We start from the raw sequence: 17120 nt of genomic DNA, 5'->3' as shown, positions 1-17120 counted from the left end.
AAAATGACAACTATTATCGCTTCAAATTTAAGTAAAAAAATAAAAAAACAATATGTACTTAAAGATATAAATTACACGTTTGACACTGGCATGGTTTATGGATTGTATGGTCGAAACGGTTCAGGGAAAACTATGCTTTTAAGGGCCCTTTCCGGGCTGATACGCCCTTCAGAAGGTAGTATACTAATAGATAATAAGAAGTTGCATGAGGATATATCTTTCCCACCAAGTATAGGTGTAATCATAGAGAATACAAGTTTATTACCACAATATGATGCTTTTACAAACCTAAAGATATTAGCGAAAATTAAGAATATTGCATCAGATGAGGATATTAAAGAGGCAATTAAACGTGTTGGGCTTGATCCCCTTAGTAAATTAAAAGTGAAAAAATTTTCATTGGGAATGAAACAACGTTTAAGTATAGCTCAAGCAATATTTGAAAAGCCAGATATTATTTTACTTGATGAACCTACAAACGCAATTGATGAGGAAGGTATTACTTCTATTAGGAATCTATTATTAAAGGAGAAGGATAGAGGAGCTACAATTGTAATTGCCAGTCATAATAAAGAAGATTTAACCATATTAGCTGATAAAAAAATTATAATGAATAGTGGTGAAATTGTAGATAATGACTAATATTAAAAGAGGTATATTTATTGTTATTGTGCTGGTTTTAGCCTTCCTGTTGGTTTATAGTATGTTTTTTTCAAAAATAAAGTTAGATTTAAAAAACCGTAATACAGTAGATAATCCTGCTAAAGAAATTACATTATCTACTGGTACATATACAGCAGGAAAAGAAATAAAACCTGGATACTATGATGTTTCTAGCACTTCAGGAAGCATCAAATATAACAATATATCTGTAAAGAAAAAAGAGAGTATACTAAATTACCCAGTTCAAGATAATACTTCTCAAGATATCGAAGGACATGGAAAGTTAAAATTTACGCCATCTAAGTTTCAACAATTGCATAAAGACAAATCTAATAAATATACTGTAGATCATACTGGCTTCTATTTGCTTGGAAAAGAACTTCCTCCAGGGCGTTATGAATTAGTAAGTCAATCTAATAGTGGTCAGGTTTATATATATGAATCTGAGGATATGAGCACAATAAACAAGAGCTTTGATTTGAAAACTCAAGATAAAAATAATGTTAATTTATATAAAGGCAACCTAATGTTTATTCAAATTACTGAACATGAAAGTAATGATCATCCTGTCGTACTCCACTATAAGGGTAAATTAGAAGAAAAATAAAGACTATAAAAGTTAATTAATGTGCAGAAGTGAATATGCACTATTACAGAAATTTGTTTAATTTCATCTTATAACTCTTGTTTAAGAAAAATTAACAAAAAGGTTAAGCGAAATGCTTAACCTTTTTTGTTTTCAAATTAATTTTAGCCAATTAAAGCTTTAATTCATTAAAACTGCTTTTTAAAACTATTATTTTCTTTCTGTAGGATTATATAAGGCAATCTTTTAGGTTTATTCTAACCTGTTTCAGTTCCTTATAAAGGAAAAAAATTTATTTACTATATTGACTTCTGTATCCTTTTTTAGTTCGTTCTCATTCATTAATATTTAAGGATGCACGTGAATCCATTAAAAAATTTATAGGCTAAACATTCCATTAGCTTTTTCAAACAACAATTCTAGCTCTTTTTTATTTTGGTCTACAACCTGTTTAGAACCTTCTATATCCTCATTTTCATTTGTCGGTTCCATATTCTTATCAATATAGATTTCATGCGCTACGCCATTTTTTTGTACCCTGAAACCATACTCATAACCACCTAGAACTAAAGGCCAAATAATTAAAGAAAATTGTTCATTAGTTTTGATAACATGTTTATTGATAGATAGGTATCCTTCAAAACTCAAATAAGGTGGTTTTTGAACCAAATATACATAACCGTTTTCAGATTTTACGTGACCTTCCCACTTTTTATCCATGGGTACGGCCTTAACAAAATCAGCATATCTATAGGTGTTTATTAGATAGGGGACAAGATTTATTACAATAACAACTGATACTAGTAGTATTATTATCTTTTTTCTTTTTGTCATAAGTTTATTATCCTATTACCTTGTTTTTTTATGTTTTCATCGTGAGTAACAAGTATTATTGTTTTACCCTGCTCGTTTAACTCTTTTAATATGTTAAGTACTTTCTCTGCATTAGCTTTGTCAAGAGATCCGGTAGGCTCATCTGCTAAGATAACATCGCATTTTTTAAGCATTAGTCTAGCGAGAGCTACTCTTTGCTGTTCACCGCCGGATAATGTATATACCTTTTTATTTAATTTGTTTTGCAAACCCACAGTCTGTAGGGCTGACTCAATAGATATATTCGTCCGGCTATTCTTATGAATAAGTTTTAAATTCTCTTTCACAGTTTTATTGTCAACCAAAGCAAAATTTTGAAATAAAAAACCTATTTTTGTTCTGAAATAATTTAAATGCTCTTTAGAGTTCATAATATTTATACCGTCTACAAATATTTGACCTTCTTCAAACGTTTCAATGGCACCAATCATATTAAGTAACGTTGTCTTACCACATCCACTAGGTCCAGAAAATATAGCGAAATCTTTTTTATTAATTTTTAGTTCAAATTTGTCAAAGATTACTTTTTCTTCAAACTTTTTTGTTAAACCTCTAATTTCAATCATAAGTTTCCACCTTTTAATATCTTAGGTATGCGATTTTTTTCCACCTTCCTAATATAAAAGAAGATTACTAGGAGCTCTAATAATAATATTGAAACTCCTCCTATTACTAAGTAAGGAATTCTATGAATATCTAGTGATTTAGAGATTAACACTGTAGATATTATACTTACTAAAAAAGTTATTATTGTGATAGAAATCAACTTTAAATTTCTTCCAAAAGCACTATGACCCAGGGTTTTCTTTATAGAAAGTTCAATGGCATTTATTTCGTATTCCATTTTGATAATGGAATAAATGACTGTAGCTTCTAGAAACAGGATTAACATACTAAAAATAAAATTTATTATTAATAATCTTTTTGCTAAATTCCACTTATGTTCATAATTCTCCCAAACATTCGTTACAGTAACAATTTGGTTCTCTAAATCATTCTGTTTAATAAAAGTATTAAACGCACCTTCAGAGATTTTGTACATAATATCAGTAGAATAGCTTAGATCAAGTTGACTATTCAGTTGTTTACTTTCCCTTTTTTCATCCACATTTAAGAATAAAATTATAGGATTTTTAGCTATTTTACTGTAATATGGAAGATTTTCGTCTATACTAACTAAATTTATATTATCTTCGTAAAAAATTACATCGTTAGCCCTTTTTTTAACACCACGACCATAGAAACTCAACATTTCGTTTAACTCTGGTTCTTTTAGTGTATTAGATAGAGCTTTAGGAACTAAGAAATAATAATCTTGATTCAATTTTTTTGACTTCAATGATTTTATCTTACTTGATAAATAGGGATAAGAATTCTTATTTGCTATGATACCTTCATTGTCATTTATATCGAACGTTTTAGAAAGAAGTGTCGCATCAAATTTTTGAAAGAACTTTTTATAAAATTTATCTTGTACTGCTATACTTTTATCGATTGAAGAAACAAATTTCTCATTTTCACCATTACTTTCAAGGATATTTTTATAATTTATTCTTGTGTAATAATAATCACTATAGTGTTTAAAAAAACTCTTCTGTTTATATAAACTATAAGAATCAAACATAATGGCTATATTACTTGAAATAACAAGAGTAGTGACAATCGCAGTAATTAACTTTAAAGCATAGCTCACAGATAACAATTTATGAGAACCCTTAATGTTAGAGAATGCTTCTTTTAAATTAAGAAAGTACGTTTTAAGGTATAATGCTGAATTTAGCAATAAAATTAATAAAAAGAAGGTCAACGATATATCAAATCTATAAAAAACATTTGTATAATTTTTCAACAATAATAACACTATAATAAATAAACTTATTAGTACTAATGAATCCAACAATATATTTCTGAGCACTATATTAGATATCTTTGCACCATTTACTATTCTGACTAACAATTCTTTTTTATTTTTATTAATTTCATAAAACGTCAACAATAATATAACGACAGCGACTAGGAACCAAATAGTAAGAATAGTATTTCGAATATCATTGTTTTTATATCCTTCTTGCGGATGATTACCTGCATACTTATCTATTAAATCCATTTTGAATTCATGAATATTACTTTTACTACCTATAACATAAAAGTCATGAACATCTTTAATATCCTTTATATCATTTAAATTAGAGAAATTAATATTTATATTACCTAGAAAGATACTATTATATTCTTTACTCATAATGTTTAAGTGCTCTTCTAAATATTCTTTTACATTAGAAGTCCCATAAATATTAATTTCTATATTATATGTACTGTGAGGAAATCTTTTAAATGAAAAAACTTCAACTTGATTCTTTTGGGCAGAGTTAATTATATCTTTTTTCATTTCTTTTTCCATAGTATCTGGCTGTAAATATAGAGTCGTGCTTGTGAATTCTGAATAGAAATTGTCTACTTGAAATATTTTACTTTCACCTATAATCATCATCCCAATAAAAATAACTATAAAAGAAATAACAAATTTAAAAATTTTCATAACTATCTCCTCACAATACAGTTGGAAAGCACTTAACTGCCTTAAAGCAATTTTTTAAAGGTATATGTAATTATTAATTGAAAAGCATACCATACATAATTTTAGTTCCAGCGTGTCTAACTTCTAATTTTGCCCACGTATTTGTCTTTGATTCTTTTGAGTAGGCCCCATTGTCATTCTCTAGTATGGCTTCATGCGTTCCTGAATGATAAGCGTGTACGAAATCCTCATTTATCCAGGCTGTATTATATCCGTATTTCATTGTATAAAAATCATCTGCAACTGACCAGGCCTTTTTAAAGGAATGCCCACTACTATATTGATAGTAACCACTACTGTAAGCACTAGCTGTACTAGGAAGTAGTACTCCTGCTCCTAACATTAAAGTTGCAGCACCTAAATAAATTTTTTTGAACTTTTTGTTTTTCATAAAAACCTCCATAAATAGTTATTTTTTTATAATTATATGAAACAGTGTTAAATTTTACATATAATTATAAAAATAGTCAATAACTATTGGGATTTTATTACTAAAAAGATTATATGTATGTCTATACTATTATTAAATTACTGGTACTAGTCTTTAATTATAAAGGTGTAGGATATGTGACATTGAGAAATGAATTTAGATTTCTAAGAACAGTATATAAAATGTTAAAATATTAAGGTTTTTAATATTTGACGTGGCGTATCAAATAACCTATTAAAAAAGAGGGCAGCATAATATGCTGTCCTCTTTTGTTCTTTATTAAATACTTTCTATAAAAAGTCATTTAAATATAATCATTGAAAGAGCTCTGATTCGCTGTAGTCGAACAGTTCTTCCCTCCTGTAAAACAATAAATTAAATAACCTAGAATATTGAAGCAAACAAACATAAAAATCCATCCAGTTCCTAACCTTTTTTGATGATAGGCATTGATAATTGCCCAAATAGTAAACAGAGTCCAGTAAATAGTCATTCCCACAAATAAGACAATGACTTCTAATTGACTAAAGCTTCTATTATCTATTGAAACGAACCATTGTTCATCACCATTTCCAGATGTGTGAAAGTCTGCTCCTAACCATTTTGGAGCCCAAATGGTTCTTTGATATTGAAAATCTGGCTGTACTCCCTTCCAGTGATATTCAATATAATTTTCGCCAGAACGACTTATTATATTTTTTGATTTATAAATAGTAACCCCAGAAACATAGTTTGTGTCTTCTACTAAAGCTTCTATTTTTCTTTTCATGTCTCTGGTTATCACATTTTTATCTTTCAACTCATAGGATATCAATGAATCTGTGTCAGATATTCCTTGAGCCGTTGATTCTTCCACTTTCCAAAGAAAATAAAAGCTGGACATTGTTACGATTAAACATACTACTGCTATGTATAGGGTGCGCTTTGCGAATACTTTCTGTATTTCAAACAATTGTCCAATCACAGCGCGTATTTCTTTTTCTTCACCGAAACGTTTAATTGCTATTGTAATAGCCTGTTGTTCTGTTCTTCCTTGCGCTTTTAATTCATGAACTGCTTCCAACAGGTGATTTTCCATTTCTGCTTTTAGCTCGTGGATTTCTTGTTGATCTCCTTGTACATTCAGATACATAGAATCCACAAATTTTTCTATTCTCTTCACTTAGTGCCTCCCCATAAAAAAGAATCCATCATTTTCTTCACAAATTGCCACTCTAAACGCTTTTCTTCAAAGCTTTGCTTACCTAATGATGTGACTTTATAATATTTTCTTCTTCCACCAGGACCTTGTTCATCTCCCCAGTAAGAAGAAATCCAATTGTTTTTTTCTAATCTCTTTAAAGACAAATAAAGGGTCCCTTCTTTTAATTCAAATTGTTCTTTGCTCTTCTCACGGACAATCTTAGCCAATTCATAACCATACATATCCCGTTGATGCAGTAGTGATAAGATTAGCGTATCAATATGTCCCTTTAAAATTTCTCTGCTAATTTCCAATTTATCCACCTCTATGAAATTATAAAAAATAATACCCTTTAATACAAGGTATTATCAAAATTGAGTATAAATTTAGAATTAGTTTCACAAAAAAGAAACCTTTGCCTATACAGGCTAAGGTTTTTCGAATTTATTGGAATAGGGGGAAGACGCTATTAGTCTGACCATATTTATGTACATATATCTTTAAAAATAAATCTTGTAATCCAATATGATTATAATGAATAACTTTTTCTATTCATTATAATCTGCTGTATAAATATTAAAGTATTTTATTAAAATTATTAGTTTTACTTAACAATATAGTGGAAAGTAAAACTAAACATAATCAAGCTTGTGTAAACTAGCTCTATATATGGTATACATTAGGTATAGTTACTTTTTATTATCTATAAATAGAAACTTTCTTGTTTAGGATTTAAAATAAAAAATGAGAAGCACATCATGTGCTTCTCATTTTTTATTTTAGCAGCCTTTCCAAGCCATTTTAGCAATAAAGGCAGCAATCAATGTACCAGATCCAGATACGCCTGTGCCATCAGCGCACGCATTTAAAACACGGTCACATCCACAACGAGCAGGATAACTAGTATTAGTCTTATAGCAATTGTCGTGCCATTTGCAGCATGTATCTAAAGAGTTAATAGGCGTGCCCGATCCGCATCCAGCTCCACACCATTTGTATTTTTTACCACTCAGTGTGCAACAAGAGCCTCCCCATACACAATCAAGATAAGCAATATGAGGTTCAATGTCAGACTCCTCTTGAGGGATTTCAAACTCTTCTGCATCGTATGCTCGATCTACTTCATATAAGATTTCCCCTTTTTCAAAGCTTGTTGTAAATACTCGAGGAACCCCATCTTTTTCTCCAAGATAAATAGCAGCTACGTTAAAAATTTCATTTCCATCTTTAGCTTTTGTTGCAATAACACGAAGGTGAGCTTCTTCACTTAATTTCACGTAAGTAGTCGTTTGCTCAACAATGACCCCCGTCTCTTCGTCGTAATATTCACTATTAAAAGTAGTAAATTCATATTGCTCATTAATTTGTACTTTACCTTCTAAATAAGCAATAGCCTTCTTTACGTCTGGTTGTTCTAAGACATCTAATGAATGTGTCTCAATTTCTGGTGCCTTTGCTACGCGTCCTTTAATAACCATATTATCTTCTCCTTTTAGGATTGATTTAAGCAAAATAACGTTTTCTGCTTACACCTATACAAGTGATTAAAGTAAATAAATATAAACCAATGTAATAAAAATATTTTTAGAAATAAAAAATCCCCTGCTACTTAGGGGAAATAAAGGCATTTAAGTATTTTTATTTATTCAAAGAACATTATCATTAATTATTTATCTTCGAAACAACATCCACAAATACTTACATCATATAGTAATTCTAATGACTTTTTCATGTCTTTTAATTCTTTCGAATACTCAACGCAAATGTTTTGGTACATTTCTTTTTGGGATTCATCACAGTAGTCAAGATATTTGGCCATCTTTAAAAGATCCATCTTAATTTCATTGTATCTTTTAAATTTATCTTCAATTGTATTCATACCTTTCACCTCATTAATTAATAGGTCTTATCTGAGCAGAGTTAGCTCCTATATTTATAAGTGAAATAAAATAAAAAAAATAAATCCATGAGAGCAATTAAAAGTTCTTATCGAATTAAAAAAACGTAGCTGTTAATTAAATTATTTTGTAAGAAACATCATGTAAGAGGTTTATATTCTTAATATCCTTCCACTTATTTAATGGAAATCAAATAAGGGAGTGTATTAAATGAATAAAAAAGTAACTTTATATTTTAATGATTATTGTGGGCACTGCAAAAATTTAAAAGCTTGGTTCACAAAGAATAATATCCCATTCGAGGCTTTAAATACTGAAGAGAAAGAAGTATCAGACGAACTTGTACAACGTGGAATTACAGCAATTCCATTCACTGTAATTGAAAACACTTTAACTGGAGAAAAAGAAGAGATTATTGGATTTAATGAACAAAGATTTGAACATACATTCCAATGAAAAAAGCCGATTATATCGGTTTTTTTTCATTATAATTTCCTTCCTTTCACCATTTAACTTATTAAGGGGGAGATAAGCTTGATTAAGGATGGACTTGCGTTAAAACCTATTAAAATTTTGGACAGATTTAAGGCACTTAGTATTATTCCAGATAATTTGGATCAGATTAGGGCACGTGAAATCTGGGATATCACAGATCAAGGGTCGGGAATTGTGATAGCAGTCTTAGATAGTGGAATTCAGGTAGACCACCCAGATTTAAAAAGTAATATTATTGGTGGATATAATTTTACGGACGATGATGATAGTAATCCAGAAATATATAATGATTATTTCGGTCATGGCACACATGTTTCGGGAATTATTGCTGCTACAGATAGTGGAAAGGGAGTTGTGGGGGTTGCTCCTAAAAGTCAGTTGCTAATTATAAAGGTAATCGATCATAAAGGTAGAGGTAGTTTTGAAAGTTTAATTCAAGGAATTAAGCATGCTGCTGATTGGACAGGGCCAAAAGGTGAAAAAGTTAGTGTAATGAATATATCGTTGGGTGGAAAAGAAACAAGCGATGAACTTCATAGGGCAATAAAGTACGCCCGTTCAAAAGGAATTGTATTAATAGCTGCAGCTGGAAATGAAGGAGATGGAAACAGCAACACTGTGGAAATTTCATACCCTGGATTTTACAAAGAAGTTATTCAAATTGGATCTATCTCAGAAAATCAGATACCTTCTAAATTCTCTAATACAAATGTAAACTTAGATTTTGTTGGCCCAGGAGAAAATATACTTTCTACTCACTTGAACAGTGATTATGTAGAATTAACTGGTACATCAATGGCAGCGCCATTTGTAGCCGGTGCGGCAGCCCTCATTATTAAAACACTAAAGTCAGTTGAACATCATTTAATCCCTATGTATGTATATGATTATTTATTAATGCACTCGCTTAAATTAGAAAAGTTCTCTATAAACCAAGTGGGAAATGGATTTATTCAATTAAAATAAATATCTCATTTATTTCTAAAGAGAAGAGGGTGTTATATGTGGACACAGAACTAAAGCTAAGAGTTATTAAAGGTTCATTATCTATAAATAATAATAAAATAATATTTGATCAACTCTACGCGAAACAAAAAGGACTTCCTGCTGAAACTATCTATTTAATTAAAGAAAAATTAAGAGAGGAGAATAGTAAGGAGATAAAAGCCTCCAGTATTGAACAATTCATTTTTCCTCTTATTGTTTGGGCAATTGATTCTCTACATTCTTATTTACTGAAAGAACTATTCTCTTTGGGTATATCCTCATTTTGTAGGACTTATGAGAATGAAAATAAAGTAACAGCATTGCTTTGTAATGAATTAAATACTAAGTAAAGAAAAGAAGGCCTTCTTACAAGAAGGCCTTCTTTTTTCTAATCGTTTATTAGATTTACTTTTTAAGGCTCTGAAATCCCATTTGCAACTGCTAATAAGAAAATTAGAATGGTTAAAAGAATAAAGAATACGCCATTGGCCAAGATACTAAACCATACTACACTCGTTTTTTTAGTACGAACTCCTAAAATTAAAGAGATTATAAATCCAATGTCTATTATTGACAATAAAACGATACTAATCCATAGATCCATATTTGGGAATGTTCTAGAGATTAGGAAGACAATGATCGTAGCTACAATTAAGCAAACCGTCAAAACAATAGGTTTACCCATTCTTTGCTCTTTTTGGATTTGGCTATTCATAATATCACCCCTTTCCTACCTTACCAAATTATACATAAAAATTCAGTCCGTATGACGATTACAACCAAAGCGTTAAAGAAAATAATAACAAATACCTAATGTTTTTCCAGTATAAAACCTTTATACCTGTATAATAATCTGAATTATCTAAAAATAAAAAATAGGAACATTTGTTCTATTTATGGTTTATAATGGTATAGTTGATTTCACTTAGTAAGGTATAGCTTTTTTATAAGTAAGTTTTACTAAAACCTCTAGAAAGGAATGTGTGCGATGAACAAGCAGCAAACAATTCAACAATTCTTTGAGAAACATGAAAAATCTTTAAAAAAACCTCTCATTAAAGGATTTCTCAACGATGATAAAAACTATGAACCTCTCATTAAATACATTCTCTATCCAACTAAACAAAATCAATTAGAAGTGGACAAAGCGTTTAAGAAGCACTTTCAAGAAGTTCGAAACATTAAATTCTACAGCAGTTTAATTAAATTCTTCTCAATCGATTACGATAAGCGAATTCGCAAACTAAATACTCGTTTTTTATTAACTCTAGATCAACCAATGGGAGATGATCATGAATCAACTAGAAAAGATTATCTAGTAGATCCCCAACCTCAAATCCCACTTGAAAAAGGAGAGTCTCTTGATAATCTTATTGAAAATCAAAATCTACTTAGAGGACTTAAAAGTCTTACAGAAAATCAATTTAAAATTTTAGAATATATATATGTTGAAAATTTAACGAATGCTGAAATTGCAAAATTAACGAATTCAACTACTCAAAATGTCTGTAATACACATCGAAAAGCCATTCGAAAGTTAAGGTCCTTTTTTTAGTAAAAGCTAGAAAATTAATTAATATTAAGGAGGAAACTGCACGCTTATGCAAACTAATTCTAAATTATATTTGAATATGGCAGAAGAAATCATTAATCAATTTGAAGGACATATTTATAAAAGTTTAAGTAGAACAACACCTGAAGAACGAGAGGATTTAGCACAAGAAATACGCTTGAAAATTGTTGAAAAAGTATTTAGTAACAAATTTGATGAGACTCCTGGTTTTTTCGACGTTTTATTGAATGACGAGTATTATTAAAAAAGTTGGCCATTTGGCAACTTTTTTAATACAAAGGTTTATTTTTGCTATCTTATCACACTTAATTATTTATAGCATGGTGGCATAGCCAAGTGGTAAGGCATGGGTCTGCAAAACCCTAATCGCCGGTTCAAATCCGGCTGTCACCTTCATATTAAAATAATCCTTTTAAAAGGGTGATGTGATTTCTATGTATAAAATTGTTCTAGATCCAGGGCATGGTGGAAAAGATTATGGTACTACATCAATAAAAAGCAAACTCAGAGAAAAAGACATTACATTAAAAATAGCTCTTTATGCAATGGATTTTTTAAGACAACAATATGAAATTAGAGTGAGATTAACTAGAGAAAATGATGTAACTGTCAAATTGAAAGAAAGACTTAAAATAGCTAAGCGTTTCAAAGCTAATATGTTTATTTCCATTCACCTAAACCAAAGTAACGGATTAGGTGTTGAAAGTTTTATTGGCCTAGAAGCTTCCAAAATAAATCAAGAACTCCAGCAGTGTTTGCACAATGAAATTAACAAACTGTTAGTTAGAAAAAAACTATATATGGTAGGTAGTCATTTAAGGAAAATAAATCATGAAATGTTACAAAAAGTATCTATGTCGTCCGTGCTTTTCAACCACTTATGTATCGATAATGATTTTAAGTTATTAAATGATGAACGTTTCTTAAAAGAATTAGGGGAAGCATACGCAATAGGAATTGGAGGATTTTTAGGTTTTGAAACAATGTAATCCAGTGACCTTTCTAGATTATATTTAAAAGGAGAAATTCACATGAAAAAAGTATGGCTAGATGCAGGCCATGGAGGATTTGATTCAGGTGCAGTAGGAAATAATTTACGAGAAAAGGATATTACACTACAGCTAGTACTGTATATTCAATCCTATTTGAAACAAAATTATCAAAATGTTGAAGTCGAACTGACACGCTCAACAGATGTTTTTGTCTCGCTATCTGATCGTGCAAAACGAGCTAATTCTTGGGGAGCAGACATTTTTGTTTCTATACACGTTAATGCTGGAGGAGGCACAGGTTTTGAAACTTATACTTATCCAACTACAGGTTTAAATCAAACATTCATTTTACAAAAAGCTCTTCATACAGAAGTTATAGAATTAATAAGGACATATGGATCTATAGTAGATCGTGGACTAAAAAAAGCTAATTATGCGGTACTTCGTGAAACGAAAATGTCAGCTGTTTTAACAGAGAATCTGTTTATCGATACAGCTATAGATGCTGATAAGCTAAAGAAAGAAAGTTTTCTTAACGAATTAGGCGAGGCGCATGCACGTGGAATTGCTAAATACTTAGATTTACCTTCAAAAAAGGGCAATTTATATGTGGTTCAAGCTAACGATACGTTCTATAGTATTGCAAAAAAATATAATATTACGGTGAAGCAACTCCAATATGCAAATCCTGAAGTTGAGCCAACTGTGCTACGAATAGGTCACCCTATTATTATTCCGATGGTCTAAATGATACGTCTCAGTCTTTGCCCAACTTACGGCTTTTTTTCATGTTGCTTGAATATTAAAAGAACAATTATTGTAGGCCATTAATGGCTAAAATATAGATAAAATACAGTTGTTGACTTTGGTAATTATATCCTTTAAAATAAATGAAAGTCACTCAAATGAGTGACTTTCATTTAAAGAGTGTGAGGGATTATATGACTAAAACACCGTCTGGATTTAAGCGTTTAAATGCTGACATTCCCGAAGAATTGTTCAAAGAATTTGCAAAGAGGTGTATTGAAGAAGGTGTGAGCAAAAAAGAATTTCTTGTTCAACTTCTGGAAAAAGAACTCTTTAAAGATTCAAAGAAGTAACATAAATTAAACAAAATAAAAGGGTGCTTCCTCTGCGAAAGGAAGCACCCTCATGTTAAAACTTAGTACGTAACGGACTTCTATTACAACATGGGTTGCCCTCAAAAAACAGGATGGCCTTATCATGAATCAAAGTGAAAAACTTTCAATGGGAATTGAACATATTTTGAGTGTAGCATCTGATTTATTGGATGAAGTAGCCCGATTAAAACGTGTAGAAGAGGAATGCAAAACCCTGAAAGAAAAAGTATTTCTTAATCAATTTACCGTTGCTGAACAACAAGTTTTTGAGCTTGCTTTAGATGGATATTCTGGACGGGAAATGCAGTTAATTCTGTCTAAAGAAGAAGCGACAATCACATCTCAAAGACAAAATATCATACACAAATTAGGTGTATCCTCCATAAAAGAAGCCGTTAAAAAATTTCAACATTTAGAGTAAGAATCACCAAGAAAACTTCTTCAACCTTGATAAACTGACGTGACCTTTAGAGAGACTTCATATCACCAGAATATACACGATAAGTCACCTGGTAAGGGGACTTTATATCCACACTATATACTCAGAAAGTAACCTTAAGGTGTGCACCTAAGCAACTTTCGTGGTATCACGGTGAAGCTAGGCTCTGCCTAGCCCCACACATACTGTGGGGGCAAAAACCCCTTATGCTCTTCAAGATGTTTTTTACGTTTTTTATGTTGATGCAATAAAAACACAGAAAAGGAGAACAAACATGGAGATTAAAGTGAGAAATGTATGTCCGGTTGCTGTGAGTAAAGTAGATCGTTTAGCCAAAGAAAAAGGTCTTTCTCGACAAGCTTTTTTGAAAGAACAAATTGAAACCTTATCCATTATGGAAGAAGTCGAAAAGCGAGAACAAGCTATTGATGAGTTGTATGATCGAACGATAGATACCATGCAAAGATGCTCAGATGCGATGACAAATATGGATCGTACATTCAATAAACTCTTTGGGGAGGATGAAGAATAATGACATCAAGCAAACACAGAAGAATGATTTCTTTAAGTAAAGAAGCTGATGAATATCTTCATAAACATATGAAGGAAAAAGGCTATCGTTTTCCAGGGGATGCGATTGCGGATATCATTCGAAAATATGAACGATTAAAAAATAATGAGCCCGATGAAACATTTTTAGATGGTGCTACAATTGACGCAATAGGTCAGGCTTATCTGAAAAGAGCAAGTGGATTTTATCAATACTTAGACGATGAATTAAGTGAGGTAAAAGAAACGACAAAGAATACACAAATAGACACTCGAATATTACTAGAGCTAGTTAATAACTTATACGACCAATTAAATATTCAAAAGTTTAAGCCCACAGAGTTCAATGAAACAGAAGCTACAAAGAAAGCCAAAAGAGTTGCGCTACACAAGATTCAAGAAGAAAAAATGCAGTTCAGGGAAAAAAGAAAACGAGAAGCAGCAGAAGAAATGGACCATTTACTTGAAGATTAATCTTAGAATTTATAGTAGCTAAGTTCCAAAAGGCCATTAATGAGTAAAAGTAGCTTTCTTACCTATATCTTAATAGACATATCACGTTTGTTTTATTTACTAGCAACAAACTATATCGTTCGTTTCTGACACTTTTAACAGCAATTGTGAGCCTATAAGGATAAAAAAAGCGTAAAACTATTCAGAAGACATTAAAGAAGCTTATACAAAGCATAAGAACTTCCTGTACGATCTTTAAAGCCAAAACTATCCCTCTGCCTTTATAGTTAAAAGCTACCCATATCATATTATGAGCATATTGAATAGGGTGATTTTTTCTCACCCCATCTACCAAAAAAGGATTAGAAAAAATCACCCTATCCAGAATAACTATTTACCCTTATTATTAAAAATGTACAAATTACCAGATCTTTAACGTTATAAAAATGTAGCATTATAGCACACTTCTAACTATTTAGGGAGGGGTAAAAAAATACCCCTCCCCAGATTCCACAAATTCAGCTATGATGAAGTCAACTCCTAAAGAAATAACAAACGGATCGTAGCTAAAAATACTTGTTTTGATATATTTTGCTAATTTTTATTGAATTATGAGACTAGTTAACGCTATAATAAAACTAACAAAAACGTGCGGATAGAAAAAAGACTTCAACTGTTTAAGTAGTGTACCACCACTCTTAAACCGTTCCCCCTAGTTACGGTAGGGAAAACACTTGTCGAAGTCTCTTGTTAATAGAGTTAGTTTTTCTATAAAATAAAACTTATGTTTTTATTTTATATGAAATTGACATCTATTTCAAGAGCTTAGTTCATCAAAATCACGGCATTGTTTTCCTTTCTTCAGGGAAACAGTGTCTTTTTTGTGTTCCTTAAAGGAGAAGATGAACAAATGAACAAGATATTAACTTGCTATTTACCAGATGTAAATACCTTCAACGGACGATTTAAATGGTTATGGAAAGAAAAGCCTACCCTTCGTAAAAAGAAAGAGGCGTTTTTAGAAACCCTTCGTACATACTTTAAACAACAACAAGAAGCCCTACATAAAGTATTCCCTAAAAAGCGTATGGAAATGTTAGATTACGTGATTTATAACCTTGTTGCCACAGGCATTCAAGCGATTCACTCCAAAACACTGATGGAAAAGTTTGATGTCTCCCAAAGTACCGTTTCTCGCTTTGTGAAATCGTTAAAGGCAACACCATTTGTGATCGTGGCACGTTATATCAAAGAAGATACAACAGGTGCTCATCCCGATAGCTATGTGTTTATCCTTAAAAGCCATACGAATTTTGATCAAATTTGTGAGGAAATCTTTTTTGCACACGATACAACAGACATTCAAACGCTTCAACAAGAAGAAATGACAACTCCTGTGACAACTCCTGTGACAAGTCCAGAAAGTGCCGAAAACGTTGATACACCAAGCTTTGAGGACGAAAAAACCTCGTCCCCCTTTATTAACCTTGATTTACCTAAAAAGCATTTAAATAATCATTTAATATCTGCTTCACAGTCATTTGCTTATATCAAAGGTGTGCCTAAGAAAGTAAATAATGTGTATGCAAGTAAATATGGTCATCAACTAAAAGATTTTTATGCGCGTATTCGAAATGCGGCAAAAGCAGTAAAACGAGATAAAGAGATTGAGATTGTGAAAGAACAAATACATGAAGTCGCTTATACAGCCATTATAGGCTTAGATAAATATGTCCATGAGGCTAATAATAAGGGTACTCCCCTATCACTGGGTGAAATGTGCCGTTTAGTTTATCAAATTGCTTACAATCAATTTACGAATCTACTTAAAGGGAATACAAAAGAACAATCATCTGAGTCAGACATACATACTGAAACTGAAACAGTAGCGTTATTTACGCCTAAACATATCATCCGTAAGGAAATAGTTCCTGATTGGTTAAAAGCTGAACAGGAGCAAAAAGAGTGTACACAAGAACCAGCTCTTTCTCTAGATGAGCAGCTTGAAATGATTCAATTAAAGCAAGATTTAGGGCAAGAACTAACGCCAGAAGAAGAAAACTTACTCAAAGAGCACAGTTCTACGTACAGTTCGTTCGAAATGGCGCAGCTAAAACAGGATCTAGGACAAGCCTTAACACCACAGGAACAAGCTTTATTGCACCAACAGGACCAGTTAAAAGGCTCAGTTTCCTAATTCAAAAGTGAAGAAATCCCTTGGAAGCCGATGTTTAATAAGAGTATTATTATTTAGAACATACTTCTAAATAATCAATATATAAAACTACGTAGGAGGAGAT

23 protein-coding genes and 1 tRNA gene are annotated in these 17120 nt (G+C 31.3%); 15 read left to right on the top strand and 9 right to left on the bottom strand.

Features of this window, described 5'->3' with window-relative positions; translation table 11 throughout:
• Window positions 1–3: 3 nt before the first annotated feature.
• Together AC2YJL_RS25985 and AC2YJL_RS25980 are read left to right on the top strand one after the other, a co-directional pair.
• Window positions 4–642, top strand: coding sequence for an ATP-binding cassette domain-containing protein (locus AC2YJL_RS25985; RefSeq protein ID WP_455842807.1), 639 nt, complete (start codon window positions 4–6; stop codon window positions 640–642).
• A complete protein-coding gene (locus AC2YJL_RS25980; protein WP_369361757.1) occupies window positions 635–1270 on the top strand; it encodes a hypothetical protein in 636 nt (211 codons plus the stop codon). Before AC2YJL_RS25985 ends, AC2YJL_RS25980 begins: the two co-directional genes overlap by 8 nt.
• Window positions 1271–1627: 357 nt before the next feature.
• Here AC2YJL_RS25980 and AC2YJL_RS25975 read toward each other — a convergent pair whose 3' ends face one another.
• The 8 genes from AC2YJL_RS25975 to AC2YJL_RS25940 all read right to left on the bottom strand — a co-directional run bounded on the left by AC2YJL_RS25975 (window position 1628) and on the right by AC2YJL_RS25940 (window position 8192).
• Window positions 1628–2083, bottom strand: a complete 456-nt coding sequence (locus AC2YJL_RS25975; RefSeq protein ID WP_369361756.1) for a hypothetical protein — start codon at window positions 2081–2083, stop codon at window positions 1628–1630.
• Window positions 2080–2688: an ATP-binding cassette domain-containing protein gene (locus tag AC2YJL_RS25970; RefSeq protein ID WP_369361755.1), complete on the bottom strand. Its 609-nt coding sequence runs from the start codon at window positions 2686–2688 to the stop codon at window positions 2080–2082. Before AC2YJL_RS25970 ends, AC2YJL_RS25975 begins: the two co-directional genes overlap by 4 nt.
• Window positions 2685–4661, bottom strand: a complete 1977-nt coding sequence (locus AC2YJL_RS25965) for a DUF1430 domain-containing protein (RefSeq protein WP_369361754.1) — start codon at window positions 4659–4661, stop codon at window positions 2685–2687. The genes AC2YJL_RS25970 and AC2YJL_RS25965 overlap by 4 nt, the downstream gene beginning before the upstream one ends.
• 73 nt (window positions 4662–4734) lie before the next feature.
• Window positions 4735–5091, bottom strand: a complete 357-nt coding sequence (locus AC2YJL_RS25960; RefSeq protein WP_369361753.1) for a mediterrocin family bacteriocin — start codon at window positions 5089–5091, stop codon at window positions 4735–4737.
• Between the two features lie 343 nt (window positions 5092–5434).
• Window positions 5435–6292, bottom strand: coding sequence for a permease prefix domain 1-containing protein (locus AC2YJL_RS25955; protein WP_369361752.1), 858 nt, complete (start codon window positions 6290–6292; stop codon window positions 5435–5437).
• Window positions 6289–6627 carry a PadR family transcriptional regulator gene (locus AC2YJL_RS25950; protein WP_369361751.1) on the bottom strand — a complete coding sequence of 113 codons (339 nt, stop codon included), beginning with the start codon at window positions 6625–6627 and terminating at the stop codon, window positions 6289–6291. Before AC2YJL_RS25950 ends, AC2YJL_RS25955 begins: the two co-directional genes overlap by 4 nt.
• A 465-nt stretch (window positions 6628–7092) precedes the next feature.
• On the bottom strand, window positions 7093–7791 hold the full coding sequence (locus AC2YJL_RS25945; RefSeq protein WP_369361750.1) for a phospholipase A2 family protein: 699 nt from the start codon (window positions 7789–7791) through the stop codon (window positions 7093–7095).
• A gap of 188 nt (window positions 7792–7979) precedes the next feature.
• Window positions 7980–8192, bottom strand: coding sequence for a hypothetical protein (locus tag AC2YJL_RS25940; RefSeq protein WP_197227319.1), 213 nt, complete (start codon window positions 8190–8192; stop codon window positions 7980–7982).
• A gap of 229 nt (window positions 8193–8421) precedes the next feature.
• Here AC2YJL_RS25940 and AC2YJL_RS25935 point away from each other — a divergent pair, with 229 nt between their 5' ends.
• From AC2YJL_RS25935 to AC2YJL_RS25925, 3 genes are all read left to right on the top strand, one after another.
• Window positions 8422–8667 (top strand): glutaredoxin family protein, encoded by a 246-nt coding sequence (locus tag AC2YJL_RS25935; RefSeq protein WP_197227322.1) that lies wholly within the window; start codon window positions 8422–8424, stop codon window positions 8665–8667.
• A gap of 78 nt (window positions 8668–8745) precedes the next feature.
• On the top strand, window positions 8746–9672 hold the full coding sequence (locus AC2YJL_RS25930) for a S8 family peptidase (RefSeq protein WP_369361749.1): 927 nt from the start codon (window positions 8746–8748) through the stop codon (window positions 9670–9672).
• A 38-nt stretch (window positions 9673–9710) separates the two neighbouring features.
• Window positions 9711–10043 (top strand): hypothetical protein, encoded by a 333-nt coding sequence (locus tag AC2YJL_RS25925; protein WP_336064554.1) that lies wholly within the window; start codon window positions 9711–9713, stop codon window positions 10041–10043.
• 62 nt (window positions 10044–10105) lie between these two features.
• Here AC2YJL_RS25925 and AC2YJL_RS25920 read toward each other — a convergent pair whose 3' ends face one another.
• On the bottom strand, window positions 10106–10408 hold the full coding sequence (locus AC2YJL_RS25920; RefSeq protein WP_336064555.1) for a hypothetical protein: 303 nt from the start codon (window positions 10406–10408) through the stop codon (window positions 10106–10108).
• A 273-nt stretch (window positions 10409–10681) separates the two neighbouring features.
• On the opposite strand from AC2YJL_RS25920, the gene AC2YJL_RS25915 reads away from it, so the two are divergent.
• The 10 genes from AC2YJL_RS25915 to AC2YJL_RS25870 all read left to right on the top strand — a co-directional run bounded on the left by AC2YJL_RS25915 (window position 10682) and on the right by AC2YJL_RS25870 (window position 17017).
• Complete coding sequence (locus AC2YJL_RS25915; RefSeq protein WP_336064556.1) at window positions 10682–11248, top strand: sigma factor-like helix-turn-helix DNA-binding protein; 567 nt, start codon at window positions 10682–10684, stop codon at window positions 11246–11248.
• A gap of 46 nt (window positions 11249–11294) precedes the next feature.
• The gene (locus AC2YJL_RS25910) at window positions 11295–11510 is read left to right on the top strand and encodes a hypothetical protein (protein ID WP_336064557.1); all 216 of its coding nucleotides are present in this window, start codon (window positions 11295–11297) and stop codon (window positions 11508–11510) included.
• A 78-nt stretch (window positions 11511–11588) separates the two neighbouring features.
• A tRNA-Cys gene (locus AC2YJL_RS25905) sits at window positions 11589–11659 on the top strand.
• A gap of 41 nt (window positions 11660–11700) precedes the next feature.
• Window positions 11701–12255, top strand: a complete 555-nt coding sequence (locus AC2YJL_RS25900) for an N-acetylmuramoyl-L-alanine amidase (protein WP_369361748.1) — start codon at window positions 11701–11703, stop codon at window positions 12253–12255.
• A 42-nt stretch (window positions 12256–12297) separates the two neighbouring features.
• On the top strand, window positions 12298–13005 hold the full coding sequence (locus AC2YJL_RS25895) for an N-acetylmuramoyl-L-alanine amidase (RefSeq protein WP_369361747.1): 708 nt from the start codon (window positions 12298–12300) through the stop codon (window positions 13003–13005).
• 194 nt (window positions 13006–13199) lie between these two features.
• A complete protein-coding gene (locus tag AC2YJL_RS25890) occupies window positions 13200–13358 on the top strand; it encodes a hypothetical protein (RefSeq protein ID WP_155404447.1) in 159 nt (52 codons plus the stop codon).
• Window positions 13359–13482: 124 nt separating this feature from the next.
• Window positions 13483–13800, top strand: a complete 318-nt coding sequence (locus tag AC2YJL_RS25885) for a helix-turn-helix transcriptional regulator (protein WP_369361746.1) — start codon at window positions 13483–13485, stop codon at window positions 13798–13800.
• A 292-nt stretch (window positions 13801–14092) separates the two neighbouring features.
• On the top strand, window positions 14093–14350 hold the full coding sequence (locus AC2YJL_RS25880) for a hypothetical protein (protein ID WP_369361745.1): 258 nt from the start codon (window positions 14093–14095) through the stop codon (window positions 14348–14350).
• A complete protein-coding gene (locus tag AC2YJL_RS25875) occupies window positions 14350–14841 on the top strand; it encodes a hypothetical protein (protein WP_369361744.1) in 492 nt (163 codons plus the stop codon). Before AC2YJL_RS25880 ends, AC2YJL_RS25875 begins: the two co-directional genes overlap by 1 nt.
• An 889-nt stretch (window positions 14842–15730) precedes the next feature.
• Complete coding sequence (locus tag AC2YJL_RS25870) at window positions 15731–17017, top strand: replication protein (protein ID WP_487375066.1); 1287 nt, start codon at window positions 15731–15733, stop codon at window positions 17015–17017.
• Window positions 17018–17120: the final 103 nt, after the last annotated feature.

This window comes from Priestia sp. SRI_019 (assembly GCF_057586255.1).
Note: the sequence above shows the minus strand (reverse complement) of the source record. Positions and strands in the feature narration are given on the sequence as shown.

What these genes read in the sequence shown, in the direction of transcription:
- AC2YJL_RS25960 (WP_369361753.1), bottom strand. Translation starts at nt 5,091, where the DNA reads ATGAAAAACAAAAAGTTCAAAAAAATTTATTTAGGTGCTGCAACTTTA.
- AC2YJL_RS25880 (WP_369361745.1), top strand. Translation starts at nt 14,093, where the DNA reads ATGGAGATTAAAGTGAGAAATGTATGTCCGGTTGCTGTGAGTAAAGTA.
- AC2YJL_RS25890 (WP_155404447.1), top strand. Translation starts at nt 13,200, where the DNA reads ATGACTAAAACACCGTCTGGATTTAAGCGTTTAAATGCTGACATTCCC.
- AC2YJL_RS25985 (WP_455842807.1), top strand. Translation starts at nt 4, where the DNA reads ATGACAACTATTATCGCTTCAAATTTAAGTAAAAAAATAAAAAAACAA.
- AC2YJL_RS25875 (WP_369361744.1), top strand. Translation starts at nt 14,350, where the DNA reads ATGACATCAAGCAAACACAGAAGAATGATTTCTTTAAGTAAAGAAGCT.
- AC2YJL_RS25900 (WP_369361748.1), top strand. Translation starts at nt 11,701, where the DNA reads ATGTATAAAATTGTTCTAGATCCAGGGCATGGTGGAAAAGATTATGGT.
- AC2YJL_RS25920 (WP_336064555.1), bottom strand. Translation starts at nt 10,408, where the DNA reads ATGAATAGCCAAATCCAAAAAGAGCAAAGAATGGGTAAACCTATTGTT.
- AC2YJL_RS25935 (WP_197227322.1), top strand. Translation starts at nt 8,422, where the DNA reads ATGAATAAAAAAGTAACTTTATATTTTAATGATTATTGTGGGCACTGC.
- AC2YJL_RS25970 (WP_369361755.1), bottom strand. Translation starts at nt 2,688, where the DNA reads ATGATTGAAATTAGAGGTTTAACAAAAAAGTTTGAAGAAAAAGTAATC.
- AC2YJL_RS25910 (WP_336064557.1), top strand. Translation starts at nt 11,295, where the DNA reads ATGCAAACTAATTCTAAATTATATTTGAATATGGCAGAAGAAATCATT.
- AC2YJL_RS25885 (WP_369361746.1), top strand. Translation starts at nt 13,483, where the DNA reads ATGAATCAAAGTGAAAAACTTTCAATGGGAATTGAACATATTTTGAGT.
- AC2YJL_RS25870 (WP_487375066.1), top strand. Translation starts at nt 15,731, where the DNA reads ATGAACAAGATATTAACTTGCTATTTACCAGATGTAAATACCTTCAAC.
- AC2YJL_RS25945 (WP_369361750.1), bottom strand. Translation starts at nt 7,791, where the DNA reads ATGGTTATTAAAGGACGCGTAGCAAAGGCACCAGAAATTGAGACACAT.
- AC2YJL_RS25915 (WP_336064556.1), top strand. Translation starts at nt 10,682, where the DNA reads ATGAACAAGCAGCAAACAATTCAACAATTCTTTGAGAAACATGAAAAA.
- AC2YJL_RS25940 (WP_197227319.1), bottom strand. Translation starts at nt 8,192, where the DNA reads ATGAATACAATTGAAGATAAATTTAAAAGATACAATGAAATTAAGATG.
- AC2YJL_RS25965 (WP_369361754.1), bottom strand. Translation starts at nt 4,661, where the DNA reads ATGAAAATTTTTAAATTTGTTATTTCTTTTATAGTTATTTTTATTGGG.
- AC2YJL_RS25895 (WP_369361747.1), top strand. Translation starts at nt 12,298, where the DNA reads ATGAAAAAAGTATGGCTAGATGCAGGCCATGGAGGATTTGATTCAGGT.
- AC2YJL_RS25975 (WP_369361756.1), bottom strand. Translation starts at nt 2,083, where the DNA reads ATGACAAAAAGAAAAAAGATAATAATACTACTAGTATCAGTTGTTATT.
- AC2YJL_RS25980 (WP_369361757.1), top strand. Translation starts at nt 635, where the DNA reads ATGACTAATATTAAAAGAGGTATATTTATTGTTATTGTGCTGGTTTTA.